This window comes from Burkholderia sp. WTPI3 (genome assembly GCF_021483755.1).
GTDB lineage: Bacteria > Pseudomonadota > Gammaproteobacteria > Burkholderiales > Burkholderiaceae > Burkholderia.
In genome coordinates, this window is the sequence record NZ_JAGIXF010000024.1 from 24,976 (window position 1) to 39,979 (window position 15,004).

10 protein-coding genes are annotated in these 15,004 nt (G+C 60.4%); all 10 read right to left on the reverse strand.

Translation table 11 applies throughout. The features are described from left to right. Window positions 1-492 precede the first annotated feature (492 nt). The 10 genes from J7024_RS15590 to J7024_RS15635 all read right to left on the reverse strand — a co-directional run bounded on the left by J7024_RS15590 (window position 493) and on the right by J7024_RS15635 (window position 14,902). Window positions 493-1,053: an imm11 family protein gene (locus tag J7024_RS15590; RefSeq protein ID WP_234745275.1), complete on the reverse strand. Its 561-nt coding sequence runs from the start codon at window positions 1,051-1,053 to the stop codon at window positions 493-495. 235 nt (window positions 1,054-1,288) lie between these two features. After that, window positions 1,289-1,714, reverse strand: coding sequence for an NTF2 fold immunity protein (locus J7024_RS15595; protein ID WP_166722861.1), 426 nt, complete (start codon window positions 1,712-1,714; stop codon window positions 1,289-1,291). Window positions 1,715-1,726: 12 nt separating this feature from the next. Then, a complete protein-coding gene (locus J7024_RS15600; RefSeq protein ID WP_105822424.1) occupies window positions 1,727-5,989 on the reverse strand; it encodes an RHS repeat-associated core domain-containing protein in 4,263 nt (1,420 codons plus the stop codon). Window positions 5,990-6,010: 21 nt separating this feature from the next. Continuing rightward, the gene (locus tag J7024_RS15605; RefSeq protein ID WP_105822425.1) at window positions 6,011-6,469 is read right to left on the reverse strand and encodes a DUF1795 domain-containing protein; all 459 of its coding nucleotides are present in this window, start codon (window positions 6,467-6,469) and stop codon (window positions 6,011-6,013) included. A 65-nt stretch (window positions 6,470-6,534) separates the two neighbouring features. Next, a complete protein-coding gene (locus J7024_RS15610; protein ID WP_105822426.1) occupies window positions 6,535-6,978 on the reverse strand; it encodes a hypothetical protein in 444 nt (147 codons plus the stop codon). Between the two features lie 43 nt (window positions 6,979-7,021). Then, the gene (locus J7024_RS15615) at window positions 7,022-7,891 is read right to left on the reverse strand and encodes an ankyrin repeat domain-containing protein (RefSeq protein WP_105822427.1); all 870 of its coding nucleotides are present in this window, start codon (window positions 7,889-7,891) and stop codon (window positions 7,022-7,024) included. Further along, window positions 7,891-10,890, reverse strand: coding sequence for a type VI secretion system Vgr family protein (locus J7024_RS15620; RefSeq protein WP_105822428.1), 3,000 nt, complete (start codon window positions 10,888-10,890; stop codon window positions 7,891-7,893). Before J7024_RS15620 ends, J7024_RS15615 begins: the two co-directional genes overlap by 1 nt. A gap of 147 nt (window positions 10,891-11,037) precedes the next feature. Continuing rightward, window positions 11,038-12,918 carry a type VI secretion system baseplate subunit TssF gene (tssF, locus tag J7024_RS15625; RefSeq protein ID WP_105822429.1) on the reverse strand — a complete coding sequence of 627 codons (1,881 nt, stop codon included), beginning with the start codon at window positions 12,916-12,918 and terminating at the stop codon, window positions 11,038-11,040. Between the two features lie 412 nt (window positions 12,919-13,330). Beyond that, window positions 13,331-14,416, reverse strand: a complete 1,086-nt coding sequence (locus tag J7024_RS15630; RefSeq protein ID WP_105822430.1) for a hypothetical protein — start codon at window positions 14,414-14,416, stop codon at window positions 13,331-13,333. Between the two features lie 15 nt (window positions 14,417-14,431). Continuing rightward, window positions 14,432-14,902 carry a helix-turn-helix domain-containing protein gene (locus J7024_RS15635; protein ID WP_234745276.1) on the reverse strand — a complete coding sequence of 157 codons (471 nt, stop codon included), beginning with the start codon at window positions 14,900-14,902 and terminating at the stop codon, window positions 14,432-14,434. Window positions 14,903-15,004: the final 102 nt, after the last annotated feature.

Genomic DNA, 15,004 nt, shown 5'->3' on the forward strand with positions numbered 1-15,004 from the left:
GCACCAAGAGCCCTTTCGCAGATTCTCGGCGGTCTTTTCGAACACGTGCCCGGCCTTACATACAAACTGGAGTGGTGTGCCGCGGCCCGCATACTGCTCCGAAAGACAGCGCCCGCCGGCCTGCCGCGCGAGTTGGTGGATCTGACGAAGTATCTCGTCAACGCGACATGCCGGACACTGGACCATCGTGTAGAACAGATAGGAGCCGCATCGGCTGGATTCGTGTCCCTTGCGACATCGAAATCGATACTGCGCGTGCCAACCTTTCCATTCCGATTCCAGCAACTTCAATCCGTATGGACGAAGAGCCTCTCGCATTCGCTTCAACTGATCGAGTGACAACGTTGCTGCTCCGCTAAATTCCTTTCGTCGGCGTACCCGCCCATAGAGGCCTAGAAGTCGACCGCCCCAACGTATGATTCTCACACGTTACTCTCGTGAAATCGAGGCCACCCTGGCCATGCTCTGACCAGTCACGGGAGTTGCGAAATCCTACTTCTCAGATCGCGAAATGACCTCTCCGAAATCGAACCCTTTTAATTTATTTTGCTCTACAAGCTCTCTAAAACGCTCGGATACAAATACCGTAGCCGGGCTTTCTTTTAGGCGAAATATATCAGCCCCTTCAATGCGACTCTTCAGAAGAAATATTTTATTAAAAACCCTCTCCGGAGGGTAGACTTTGAATTTTGATGCATCCATATCGACAGCATTCTCTATCACCCGGGTTACATGAAATCCGAACATGTCTTTTATCGGGGCCTCGACCTGCAATATCTCCCCGCTGTCACGAAGCACCGGCGCCAATACAACAAGCGCCCTCTCACTAAACACGAGAAACGGAGATAGCATCGTATGAACGTCGCTGGTCTTTTTTCTGCGCGAAGTGCCCCACGTAAGCTTAACGGGGTCATAGTCTCGGCCAAACCCTCGCCCACATAGAGCGGTTGCTCGTATAGCTACGCTATTGTCATATGCGATTTCACCGCCATCATCGACTTGAACGAGAGGCTGAAATCCTTCATCCTGCCTCAAACCGTAAACGTTACTCACGCACCGCCCCACATCCAAATTCCATAAATACCGAGAATCCATCAGCTATTATGGCGCGGTGCAAACTCCTCGCGCATCCCGGCCTCACACGGCTCAAGAAAAAATGTCGACGTGTTACTCTCAGCACCCACGACATCCAGGCCGATACTATTTACCTTTCTGCACGGAATCAAAGGGTGCCCCATTCCGCCAGGCTTGACAACGCCCAATCAGAAAAACGGGGCGAACGACGTTGTTATAGAACTGAACGCTGCCATTTGTCGTTAAAATTAAGAAACTCTTTTTTCTTCACCATCCATTTACCCGCCTTTTCCTTCATCGTGAATCGGGATATCGTCAACATTCCCAATGTCTGGCGAATGGTGAAAACCACCTCTCCGTCTTTGGATTCGACGCTATCTTCAACATCAGTTTCAGGATCGTATGTCGGCGGATCCGAACAACCCAAGTCAATCAAACGACCTTGGTTTGTTTTTTCCTGGAACGCCCATTTCTCTAAAATAGCAGAAAGATCTTTCCGTGCACGGTCATCAATACCAGAAACATCGCCACCACTTTTCAGAGCACTATGCTTTTTCTCGTAAAAATCCTTTTCCCATTGATTCATCTCCAACATAAATGATCGCAACGCCGCTCGTGCTTGCTCAACATTATCATCCATCATCTTAAACCTTTAATTATTGAAAATACTACCCATAATCTTCTGCCCATTCTGGAATACGTCATAGATTATCTGCGTAGGCCGAGTGCCACCGTTACCGTAGACGAATTGGATGTCCACATCAGCCGAGCCAGCCCTCTTCACATAAGCTGCGACCCGTCCCTCGAAATCCCTGAACAAACCACGGTTGATGCCTGGCAACTGAGGGAAGACACCGTCCTTTCCACCACTCCCGCCGAGAAGTTTTCCTAGAATGTGGCCCGCATCGTCAGTTGGATACCCCAATAATCTCGCCCACGCTCGAGACGACGCATTCGTTGCGGTTCCGGTGCCGAGGTCCGCAGCCGTGATCGTCGCGGTTGCACGAAGTGGCTGACCGGCGGCCCCACGCGAAACAGCAGGTGTAACACACCATCCCCACGGATCAATCCATCCGGTTGGATTGGGCGCATACGCGTACAGATTGTCACCACCCAACAAGCCGATCGGATCTTGGTTGATGAACCGCCCTACGTCCGGATCATAGTATCGAAACGTGTTGTAGTGGAGGCCAGTGCTGTCGTCGGCATATTGCCCAGCATAGCGCAACGGCTGATCGGTGCGCGCGGCGGTTACTTGCCGGCCGCCTGGTTCGACCTTACCCCAAGCCGCATATTGGCCGGCCCACGCTAGCTCCCCCGCCTCGTCGGTCACTTCGAGCGGCGCCCCCACGAGATCGGTATGGAAGTAGTAGATCCGCGCGGCACGCTTGGCCGTGTCGATTGCCGCTGCAGCCAACGCCTCTGCAAGTACCGCGTCGACGCGCGCCACTGGCGAGTAAGGTGCGTCTGGACTGTACACATAGCTGCTCACACCAGTCTCGCGGACCTCCTGAGCCAGTCGCGCCCCCTCCCAAACAAACCGTTTCGTCTCGGACCGTTGCTTCGCGCCGCGCACATCGAAAGTGGTATCGGTTTTCGCGATGCGCCGACCGAGCGGATCGTAGGCAAAATGAGTTTCGACGACGCCACGCACGTCCTGCGTTCGGACCAGAATCAGCCGGTCCTGTCCGTCATACGTGAAGCGCTGCGTCCGGTTCGCCCCGCGAAACTTTGCCGCCAGATTGCCGAACGCGTCGTATTCAAAGCGCAGGTCCTGCCACATGCGCAGGCGATTGCCTTCGACGTACCCACGACTTCGCCGCTGCGCTTCGTCGAGCAGATTTCCGGCGGCGTCCCAAGCAAATTCCTCGAGCTGCCGGTCCACGGTGTTTGCGCGGCGAGTCAGTTGCCCAGCCGGATCGTAGTTGTACTGCGTGTTGCCGCGTAGGCTGTCGCTCATCTCGATCAACTCGCCGGCGGCATCGTATCCGTAGTTTCGCCACAACTGACCGCGCCCGCGTCCCAACGCTTCAGGTTGGAGGCCAGACGACTGCCAGACCTTACGACCGAGCGGATCATAGGCGGAGCGTTGAGTCAGCCGCCCCTGTGTACGCGTGATCTCGCGATGCAAGTCGTCACGCTCGAAGTCGCTCACCACCTGATCGCCGCAGCGGATCTGGTGCACGTGCCCAGAGCCGTAACGCAACATCTGCAACGTCTGGTTGTGAGGCAACTCGAGCGCCATCACGTTATCGAGTGCATCGAGCGCATATTCGACCCTGCCATTCGCCCCATGCTCGGCAACCAGTCGACCGGCCTTGTCGTATTCGAAGTTCACAACGTCCGGCGAGATCCCAAGTGCTATCCCGGCTGACGTCGGCGTCCGCTCTACCCTCACTAACTGGTCGCCCTTGTTGTACTCGAAGCGCGTGACTTCGGTCGGCGAATATTGCACCTTCACATTTCCCATCCGGTCACGTTCCAATCGGATGGTTCGAATCGGACGATCTTGCGCCGAACGGCCTTCTGCCGCACCAACAAAGTCTACAGCCAACAATTCACCAGCTTCCCCATACTCAAACCGCCGCTGCACGCCATCCGGACGGGTCTCGGTCAACAGGCGGCCGCCTGCGCTATACGTGAATGTGTAGTGGGCGTGGCCCTGTCGGAGCTCGCGAAGCCGTCCTTGTGCATCGTAGCGATAGCAAAGCCGCCTTCCGGCGGGATCGATCGTCTCGATTAGCTGCCCTCGAGTATTCCGCAGCAATTGCTGGACGTGTCCGCCACGGTCGACGTGTCTGACCATCAATCCTGCCGCATCGTGCTCGAATGTCTCCGCGCTGCCGTCTGGATACCTAATCTGGCGCGGCTCCCCCGTGGCGCGCAGATCGTACGAGATGCGTTGCCCCAGAGCATTCTCGCGCGCGAGCGGCAGGCCGAACGCATCGAAAATCGTCCGCGTCGTTTTGCCGGAACAGTCCGTGTAGCGGACCAGCTCGCCGAGGCTGTTCCACTCCAGCGTCGAACGGCCGCCACGCGCGTCGACGTGCGCGATCGGCAGCGCGGTCAGCCCTTTGGGATATTCGTAGCGATTTTCCCGACCAAGCGGATCCTGACTCAACAGCAGCCGGCCCTGCGGATCGTATTCCGCGCGCCAGGCGCCGCCGTCAGCCCCGACAACCTCCACGGGCCGCATGCTGTTGCCGTCATAGCGAGTGCGAGTCGTACGGCCCAGCGGATCGGTCTCGGCGACGATCCGGCCTGCATCGTCGTACTCGAACTCGACCGTGCGCTCACCCGGCAGCATCAGCATCACCGGCATGCCAGCGTCGTTGTATTTGATCCGGTAGAGTCCGCCGTCGAAGTCGATGTACTCGACAATCTGAAACTGTGCGTCGAAGCGCCAGTGCCCGGTGCGGCCATCGGCGTACCGAACGCGGGTTTGACGGCCTTCGATGTCGTATTCGAGCGTCGCGTCCTCGCCTTCGCTGGTGCGTGTCGCGACTACCCGCGGCTGGCCTTCTATCGTCGACCACACGTAACTCGACGTGAAACCCAGTGCGTTCACATGACTCGCCATCAGGCCGTTGGTATATGCGAACTGGCGCACGACCGCCCCATTTGCGTCCGTCACCGACGCCAGCTGGCCGTTCTCATCGTATCCGTAAGCGACGGCCAGCCGGCGCTCATTGCCATGAACGAGCGTGACCGCGCTAAGCCGTCCGTGTCCCTGCTCGTAATCGAGCACGGCATTCAATCCGCCGCACGTCAGAATCTCGGTGACGCGGCCGCGGCTGTCGCGCTCGAACTGGCACCACTGCCCAGCCTGATCCTCGATGCGGCGCACCCATGCGATACGGCCGGAGTCCGGATCGTATCGGCCGAAGTCGTAATACGTCTCGCCAATGTCATGCAGGATGTAACGTCCATCCGGCGTACAGGTCAGATATTGCTGCTCGGCTTCGCTGAACGCAGCTTGCCCAGCCCTCAGCAGCGGAAACCCACTCTCGCGTCCTTGTGTGTCAGTCAACCAGAGGCGCCCGTCACGAGCATGCAGACGGCGCTCCCACGGCAGCACCCACCCGCGGCCGAGCGTTCCCGCATAGTCAATACTGCTTGAATAAAATCGTTCGACGGAAACCGGCATCGGGCTCGGGATCACGAAGTCGGTTTCCGATTCGGCCTGCAGGATCTTCCGGCCGGTCGTCACATCGACCGGGTTACCAAACATCCCGCCTATCGCCTTGTTGATCGCAGGGCCGGCGACGTAGCGCCCAAAGGCTTCTCCAAGAACAAACCCGCCGATGAACTTTGCGGCGCACGGTAGAACCGCGCGCGACAGGCCGCCAGCTGCCTTCAAGAGTCCGCCAAGCCCCCCGACCAGTCCCGCCAGCGCAAACGCCCAGTCGGTCCCGGTCCGTAACCAAGGCGGCACTTCGTCATCAACCGGTAGGTATGTCTGCGTGCCGCCGTGAAAGAACGTGTCGTGAGAACCGTCGCCGACCGTCGCGCCGCAGGTAATCTTGTCGTCCTTCCGCGCCGCGGGCCGCCCGTTGATGAAGATGTTCGTCGATCCTTGCGCGACAAGCGGAATGGGATTGTGCTTGCTGCACGCGACGCCGCTCAGCGTCGCATAGGCCGCCGAAAGGGAGTTGACGTAGACGTCCGGCGAGCCGGTAATGATGTTGCCGGATTGCGAGCTGAACATCTTCCCGATCGACTCCCCTATTGATAGGAGAGCCTGCGCTCCGATACCGGCCATCATGCCGGCCAGCAAGGCCACGCCGAATCCGCATGTGAATGTGGCGAAGGCGACTGCGGCGATCAGGGCAATGCCCAGCACGGCGCCGACCAGAAAGCCCGCGAGCGCGCTGGTGTGATCGATCGGGTCAGTGACTCGTGCGGCTTCGTACACGATGATGGTCCTTTGCTGTTGTTATGCCGACTCTTGTTCTGCCGGACGATAGCCGTCGAGCCAGTCGCGCCACAATGCGTCGAGCGTTTCGCCGAAGCTCTTCGCGCTCGAAGCGGTAAAGATCAGCACGCGTCCTGGGGCAACAATGAATGCGCCTTGCCGTTGAAAAACGGTCTTGGGGCCGTTCCGATAGGCAGCGTCGATGCGCTCCCCCGGCATTCCATCGGTTTCAGGTCCAAGCCGTTCAGTCTGACGCGAAAGCACCCGGTGTCCCTGCAGCCTCGATTTGAGCAGCGCGATCTGCCGATCGATATACGGCGCAAGGGTCTCTCCGTCCTTCAGCCAGTCGCGTGCGACACTGAGGTTCGGCTGTGCGGCAGTATCGGCCGGCACGAACAGGTTGGTCGTGCGATCCTCGAAACCGTTAGGCAGAACGATGCTGCCTTCGTGAATCCGGATACGGTTTTCGGAATCCGTCATGCTGGTTCTCTCGTGATGTGTAGTTGTTGGAATGAGTGGAAATCAGCGCCCACTCGCGCCACCACTCATTTTCCTTGCAGCGCGACGGCGCTTTCCCGGCGCAAGCGCAAGCTGCCCGCGAGCAATACGACATGTGCGACGAGCCACGCGTAAAACGCAACGCCGTAGCCGGATATCGGCGTCGCATCTGCTTCGTTGAAGTACCACTTCGTCGTGAACAGTGAACAGAGCGCACACGCGAGCGCAGCGGCCGAAAGCTGGCTCGCGCGGGTATATCGGCTCCGAGCGAGCTGGACGGCCGCGGCCACGTAGAGCGGATTGGCGAGCCATGCTGGATTGAGCATGAACAGTCCCAACCAGCCCTGGGCGAGAACCGACAGCCCGCTGAGCGACGCTTCCTTTTCGAAATGCATCGCCGGCATCGTCAGCGAGAGGAGGTACAGCGCCCCGGATACACCGAGGACCGTCTCCCGCCTGATACGCGGCGTCGAATCAAAAACGTTCATCATTTCCCGAATCCATTGCACGACGCTTCAACCGTCACGCGTGCGTTCAATCCGTCTGGCCGGCCGGCGTCACAACCTTCTCGCCGCGCGCGCGCATCGCTGCGCGTTGCGCCTTCGGATCGAGCGGCGGCCACGGCGCGCCGGCCGAAACGATCTTGCGACGAACCTCTTCGATACGCGTACGCGCCGGCGAGTCCGCGGCCGTATGGTTCTTCAACTCGTTCTGCAGCACCCACCCGTACGACACGCCGAGCTGGCTGGCAATCTTCGGATCCGCGCCGTGCGAGAGGAGATAGTCGACGACGTCCCACTGCTGAATCATCGTCGCCTCGAAGAGTGCCGTCTTTCCGAGCGAATCACGAGCATTCACGTTCGCCTTGTGCTCAACCAGCAGTTTCAGCTGGGGCAGCAGCCGGTTCTCTGCAACTGCAAAAATCATCGGCGTGTCGCCGTTGTATTGCCAGTTGGGATCGAGCCCGCTGTTCAACAACACGCGCAGGAGGTTGGGCGTATCGGCCCGCAATGCGACGTCGACTACCGATCCGCCGCTGGCACCGACCGGCGCCTTGGGATCTGCGCCGTTCTTCACGAGCACCGAAATGATCTGGTAGCGCGGATTGGACGCGTCATTCTTGACCGGAACGATTTCCTGCACGGCATACGACAGCAGCGTCGTATTCTTCGCGCCCGGCGCATTCAGATCGGTCTTAGGCGCAAGCTGCTGAACGCGAGTGAGGTCGCCGTCATGAATGGCCTGAGCCAACGTGAGTTGCTGCCCCGAAAAGAAATCTTCCGGTGCGTAACGCTTGAAGCCAGTCATGTTCGTCCCTTGGGCTTGAGTGGGCCACCAGAGCGGCGAGGACACTCCAACGAGTGCGGCAATCGCGCCGGCGGTTATCGCTTTTTTGTATCGCATCAGTGAGATGAATTCAGTTGGGAGACCAGGTCGAGTTGATCCTTCGCGACCTGCTGGTTGATCCCGTTCGTCACGTCACCCATCAGGTGACGGCCGACCGTGGTCACGCTTTCACCGTCGAGCGTGACGGGGCTGCCAACCGCCTTGGGCATCAACGCCGCCGTACCGTCGCTGATCGGTCCGAGGCGGCCTTCCTGCAGGCCGGTCAGGATATCGCCGTCGACGCGGTAGGCCGTGATGTTGGCCGGCTGGGCGGTCCCGCCGTATTGCGCGACGGTCTCCGGATTGAGGCCTGCAGCATTGAAGGTCACAGCCGAACCGCCGCTGGCCTCGGCTGCAGCGGACGCCAGGCCACCGCCGAGCGAATGCCCGGTGAAATCGACGCCGGCCGACGCGCCCGTGGTCTCGATGTTCTTGCCGATCGTGACCGCGTTGCGGTAATACGGCGCATCCGCGCCGAGCCCTTGGGCCATGTTGTTGCTCATGTCTTCGCCGAAGAGCTGCTGCGTCCCCTTGAACGCGACCGTCGGCTTCATGCTGTCGCCGAAGACTTTCGGATCCGGGATGTACATCTGCGCCCCGAAGTTGCTACCGCTTTTCTCGAAATCACCCGGCTTTAGGCCGAACGCCTTCAATGCTTCCGGATCGTTGGTCGCCATCTTCCACCCGGTCGGCGGCGGATCGTTCGGGTGATACACGTGATCCGCGAGTTTCGCCAGTTGCTGCGCCTTCAGCGAGCTCGCCAGCTTGGCTGCCGCCGCGCGCGTCGCCGGGTCGGAGCTCGCCAGCCCCTTCGCGATCGTCGCCTGCTCCGCCGCCCACTCGAGTGCGAGCGCCTGTTCGGCGGACGGCGCGCTGCCGCGATTCAGATGGATGACCGGCCCGTCGAGATAGATGCCGTTCGCGTTGATGACGATCGTTGACGGACCGAAGGTCAGCTTGATGCTGTCCGGCGTCATCGTCACGACGCCATCGCCGACCCGATGCTCGATGCCGTCGCTCGCCTGATGGCTTTGCATGCCGGGCCCGGCCTTGCTTGCGATGGCCTTCGTATTGATCACGTTCGCCGTGGTGTCGCGAGTCAGCGCGATGGTTTCCTTCAATCCGCCCTGGGCGATCTGCTTCGTCTCGCTGCCCTTGAGCAGCGACACCGTGCGCCCGCCGGCTTCGACCGTATGCGTTTCCGAATCCTTGATGACCGTGTTCATGTCCTTCTGCGCGTGCAGAAAGACCTCTTGCGCGCCGTTCACGTCGGAGAACCGCAGTTCGTTCGAGCCGGCGCCCTTGTGCGTCTGGCTCTTGATCCCCATCGTCTGCCCTGCAGCCCCGTGATAAGGGTTGCCCTGCTCGCCGTTGTAGACGCGGCCCACAATGACCGGATTGTCTGGGTCCCCTTGATTAAACGCGACCAAGACCTCCTGTTTGATCCGCGGAATGGCTGCGGCCCCCCACCCGTCGCCTGCCCACGGTTGGGACACGCGGATCCACATCGAATCCGACCCGTCCAACTTGCCGCGGCGATCCCACAGGAAGTGCACCTTCACAGCACTGCCGTTCGTGTGAATTTCTTCGCCCTTTGGGCCGACCACGATCGCCGACTGCGTGCCGTGAATGACGGGCTTCGGCGTATTTCTGGGCGAACGATACGGAAACTTCTTCGGAAGCAGAGAAAATGTATTGCGGTACGGCAGCTTTGCGTTGTGTTCCGTGTAATCGTTCACGGCCTCGTGGCGAACGTGCAGGATGACGTATTCCTGATTGTTGGCCATGACCGGATGGTTCGACACCGTCACGCTGCCTGCAGCCGTCATCCGCCATGCATAGCCGCTGCCCGTATAGCGATGCGCGCTCGCTTCTTCCGCCTGCATCGCAATGCGTGCGTAGCGATCGCCATCATCACCGTGGTCGAATAACGACTGGTGTTCGAATCGCTCCGTTGTCTCGAGTCCCGCATGCCGGAGATTCTCTGGCTCGGCCTGCGCCAGCATCAGCGGCGACGACGGGTTCTGGTGATTGAAGTCGCGAAAGGCGATCTTACCAACGCCAAAGCGTCGCCCTTCGTGCAACTGGTCGATCCCGTTGTCTTCACTCGCAGCGGTGGCTGCATACGGCAAATTGGCCAACCCGTCGATTGGGCGGAAAACGAAATTCGTATCGCCAATGACAAGGAAGTGCTTTTCCTTTTCGTAGCGATGCGTCCAAATCAGGCCTTCCTGCTCCATCAGACGTGCACAGAAGTTGAAGTACGACTCCTGGTACATCACGATGTATTCGAGCGGCTTCTGTGCGGTCCGGATGTCGAACTCGAAATCGGTGAACCCGTGATCCTGAAAAATCTCGGTGAGGATGTCCTGAGCGGTCTTGTTCTGGAAAATCCGGCAGTCGGTCGAGCGCGTCAGAAACCAGAACCACGGCGCCACCGTCATTTGATATTGCGTCACCTTGCCCGGGTTGCCCGCCCGGTCGAACGACGTGACGTAGCCGTCGAAGTAGCGAATACCGTCGGCCCCGCCTGACGAGACGATGCGCTCTAGCGTGGACTGCCGCGCGCTTTGGTCAAATCGGATCTTGATCGGTTGGCCGATCAGCTGATCGGGCGCCAGATCGTGCTGGTGCGACAGCAAATCGAGGTGGATTTCCGGCAACCGATTGACGTGTTCATCGATGACCGCGGTGCTGACCAGTAGCATGTCCGGACCAAGCGGCGAGTCGATGGTCACGTATCGATTTAGCTGAGTCAGTCGCGCAACGCCGCCAGCCGCATTGTTGAGCGCGTCCGCAATTGCGGCCGGCGTTTTGTTCATCAGCGAGAAACCGGTCTGCGCAAGCTGGACGGCGCGTTGCACCGTGTCGATATGACTTGCGACGCCGGCGAGCGGGCCAATCTGGCCTGCCACCGTGGACGCAACCGGCCCGGCGAGGCCGCCAAGCGCGCTCAACGAGCCCAACAGATTCCCACCGGAACCGGCCGGAATACCGCCATTTGGGGCGAAACTCATTTGAATACCCTTTATTTTCGTCTCAGGTTCTGTCCCCAACTGACTCACCAGCTTGAGGCCCCGCTACTGTAGGACAAAACGTTTGCCAGCGAAAGATACCTGAAATTCCTTTGCAATTTCCTAGCTGACACCACTTCCACCCGCCAATCAAATAAGCGGTTGGGAACCGGCGCGGGGTTCTCCCCGTCGCAGAACCGCACCGGTCTCTGCCGAGACCAACACGATTTGCACGAAGCTCGTGACTGGAACGTACGGGGAAAATAGTCGATCCATCACGCGCCCTAATCCGGCGAGACTGAATTGGACGAAACGCTGCTCGTCGATCACGAGCCGGACCTCCAATCCTTGGACGAACGCTGAAGCCGGCTTGCCTGGCATCCAGCGCCGCACCCTTTCAGTCGAAAGGGACACGAGCGCGTCGAATCGCCGGCCGGCGTCGGGCGCAAACATGCCGAAGCGAGTGCACAGCCGCTTCAGCTCATTGAGGCCTTCGGCGTTCAGCCGCGCTGCCTGCGGAACCAGCCACGACAGCAATTCCCACAGCTCGCCGCGGCGGAGAATCGGCGCGGGACTTGAACTGGGTTGAGCCAATAACTCGAGCTCGTCACCGGAGTCCCCATCGCGCACGGCCAACTGGCTCTCGCGCATGTCCGCCAGGTCGCCATTTGTGCAAGACAGCACGATGTCGAGTTGGCGCTGCGCGGCCGGATCAACGGGCTCGCCGCGAGCGTTCACAAGCGCGAGTTCCAAGCCGCGCAATCCGTCTGCGCGCGCTACCGTTGCCTGTCCGCGCAGCGCTTCCTGTCCCGGCTTGGCGGGCTCGGAAGGCGGCTTCGGCGCGCGCCGGGCTTCGTCGCGCAAAACAACCCAATAGAGGCCAGGCGCTGCGCCAAGCGCGTGCTGCAAAGATTCGAAGGGCGGCAGAAGCACGGCACCCTGGGCCGTCGTTATACGGACCTGATCAACTGACCAGACCTCGCTCGTAGCTGCGGTCTTGAGCGAAAACGGTTTCAGCGCATAGTACGGTTGCCCAGCCCTCGTTTCGATTGGCTCCGCATTGCTCGAGAACAAGTTGACTACTGGCGTGCAAAATAGCCGGAGATTGTCGGCCGACGCGGCTACCAGCCGTTGCGCGCGACGTGAGTCAGGGTGGATGCCGGCAACGGCCAAATGCAACGTGATCCGGCGCGCGCCAACCGCCAACCGTTTCAACCGCGCCAAATTCAGATCGAGGTTGTCAAATCGAGCGGGAAACGCCCCGTACTCCATCAACAGATGAAACGGAGCAATCGTGTTGTCGCGAGGCGGCGGAAGCAGCGCGTCGGCATCGTCGAAACCTGCGGCCGCTAGCGGCATGTCCACCCGGCGCCAGCGCCCGTTGCCGTCCAGTTCAACGAAGGCACGCGTGGCGTGCATCAGCACGCCGTCGGCGAGCGCGGCCGCGACCTCCCTCTCCCCTGCCAAGTGCAACCGCAGCATATCTGGCGCGATGGAGAACTGGGCTGACGGCGCCGTGAGCTCAAGGGTGAAAGACAAAATCCCCGTGGTGTCGGACGGCAGTGTCGTTTCCATCGGCGCGACGGTCGACGTCGCGTAACGTACACCGGAGACAGTCAACGGCACCAACGTGACGTCGGCGGCGGTGCGGAACACCAGGCGGCTATTCGGCGCCACCAGTGGCGTGCCGCGTGGAACTATCCGCGGCTCGGTCTGCTTGCTAGCTCGATCCACGCGGAATTGGGCCATCGCACAAGATGGAAACGGCCGCAGGAACGCTCCGTGGATTGTGTCAATCAACGCGTGAGTAAACTCCGGCACCTCATCTTCGAGTCGGATGTCGTGCCGAGCGCACATCAACGCGAACGATTGCAGCAGCCGCTCGACGTGTGGGTCATCCGAGTGCTCACCGGACATCGCAAGACGAGCCGCGATTTTGGGGTAACGCTCGGTGAATGCGCGCGTCGAGCGGCGCAGCAGACCCAACTCACGCTCAAAATGCGGTAGAAGATCCTCGGGTTCGATGGCCATACGCTTTTCAGATGGTCACGCCGATCTCTCAATCGGTTCCGTGCTCATACATAGGTAGACGCAGCGATTCTAACCGGGCGTCGCGCACGCTTATCTCGAATTTATCGAGTCGGTGCCGAATCAATCATAGTGCTTGAAAAACGCAAGCCATGAGGATTACCAATGTCATGAAACGAGGGCCGCCACTATGGCCCTCGTGACAGCCCTCTGGGCTTCGGGAGGTTCGGTTGCCCATCGCCAAGCGAGCAAAAGCGGTGAACACGCTCTCGAAACTCCGCAGGCACCGATCTCGCGAACGGTTTCCTCGTCGACGCAACTCCGTCAGCGTGCGACGCGTCACCTTCATCTGGGTCCGGTGCAGGCCGCCGTGATCCAACTTTTTGGGGTCCGCTGGCCATCGCAGAGATCCCCGTCAAAATCCGTATTGATCGTCGCCCCAGCGCCGCAGCACCTGGTAGTCGTGTTCGGGCAATACGATCAGGCCCGACTCGGCGGCCTCCAGCATGCGTTCCATCTGGCCGCTCAGGATCAGGTTGCCGTGCACGCCGTAGAAGTACCAGGCGAACCGGTGGCCAATACGCTCGTCGAATTGCGTCAGCTTGCCGGCGAGGCTGTATACGTTGAGCTTCGCGGTGTTCTTCAGCCCGGCGATCTTGCGCGTATGGGTCCAGCGCGGCACGAAATTCATGTCGCGGCCGCTGCGCGAATCGGTATAGTCCTCGGCGCTGAACACCCACCGCTGACACACGCGCTCGCCAGCACGGCCAGCACTCGACGCGGCCCAATCGTCGAAGAATCTGCGGCCGCGCCATTGTTGGTTGTCATACCCGGGAGTGAGATCGCGCACGCTGATCACGCGCGATGCGCCCGTGTCGACGTTGCGCTCCACCAATTGCCGGTCGCCGTCGCGCTGCCGGCGCTCCTGAAATGTCGCTTCGGCCAGTGCCGAGAAGTGCTTCATGTCGATCACGGCCTGAAGCCGATAGCGCGGCGCGCCGAGGGTGCGTCGCTCGACCGGTTCGCCCTCCATGTCATGCCAGCCCGAGCGCAATTCACGCGCATCCGGCAACCGCCAGGGCGTGCGGCGCGGAAACACCTCACGCTCGACGAACTCCTGCTCTTCCCAGATCTCGAGCTGCACGAAATTGTCCTGGTCGCCGCCGCGGTCGTGCACGAAGTAGTGCAACAGCGGCTGGACCTCGACCAGCTTGTAGCCGGAATCCCGGTGCGCACGCAACAGCTCCTCGACCGAGCCGTGGTGGGCGTCGAGTTGCATGTCGATCCACGCGTGATAGTCGGCCGCGATCTCGCGGCCCTCGGCGTCGATTACGCGCGCGGGCCGTTCGCAGAATTCGTCACGCGTCACCGCGTATCGCGCGCTGCGATAGTCGGTGCGGGTCGCGAATGCGGTCAACAACTCAGCATGCTTCGGCACCACCGGTGTCACCGCAACGATCGTCGCGAGCACGTCGGTCTGCAGTTCATATTCTTTGCGCATCAGAGAGGTCCTGATTTAGCGGCGCGGCGCGCGCTGCTCGAGGTGGATGACGTTTTCGCGAGCGAACCGCACGCGCTCACCGATATAGAAACCGAGATATTCCTGACCGGCACCATCGGCGCCGACGAATTCGATGACGAAGGCGCCGTAGCCGTCTTCGTCCCCCAGGCCATCGTGCACGCGGTCCATGCAGACGGTCGCGCGCAGTAGCGGGCCGACGATCGGCTGCAGCTCGACTACGTCGCCGCGCTCGATGGTGTCGCGCCGGGTGTCACGCCGCGTGTCCCAGCCGCGAGTCGATTCGGTTACGACCTCGAAATCGATCGGATGGCGGCTACCCCACACGCTGCGCAGCAGTTTCCAAGTGCCGAGCGGCATCTTGCTATCGCCGGCCTCGAATCGTTGATACTGACGTTCCGTGAGATTCAGCAGCACGGCCATCTGGCCTTGCGTGCGGTTGCTGCGCTCCCGCAGTTGACGCAACATCTCGGCCGTCGGCCGGTCCGTCGCAAGCGTCGGAACAGTGGTGGACATCGGACTTACCTCCAAAGGCGACAAAATGTCGTGCCCCTGCATCGTAGCACGACA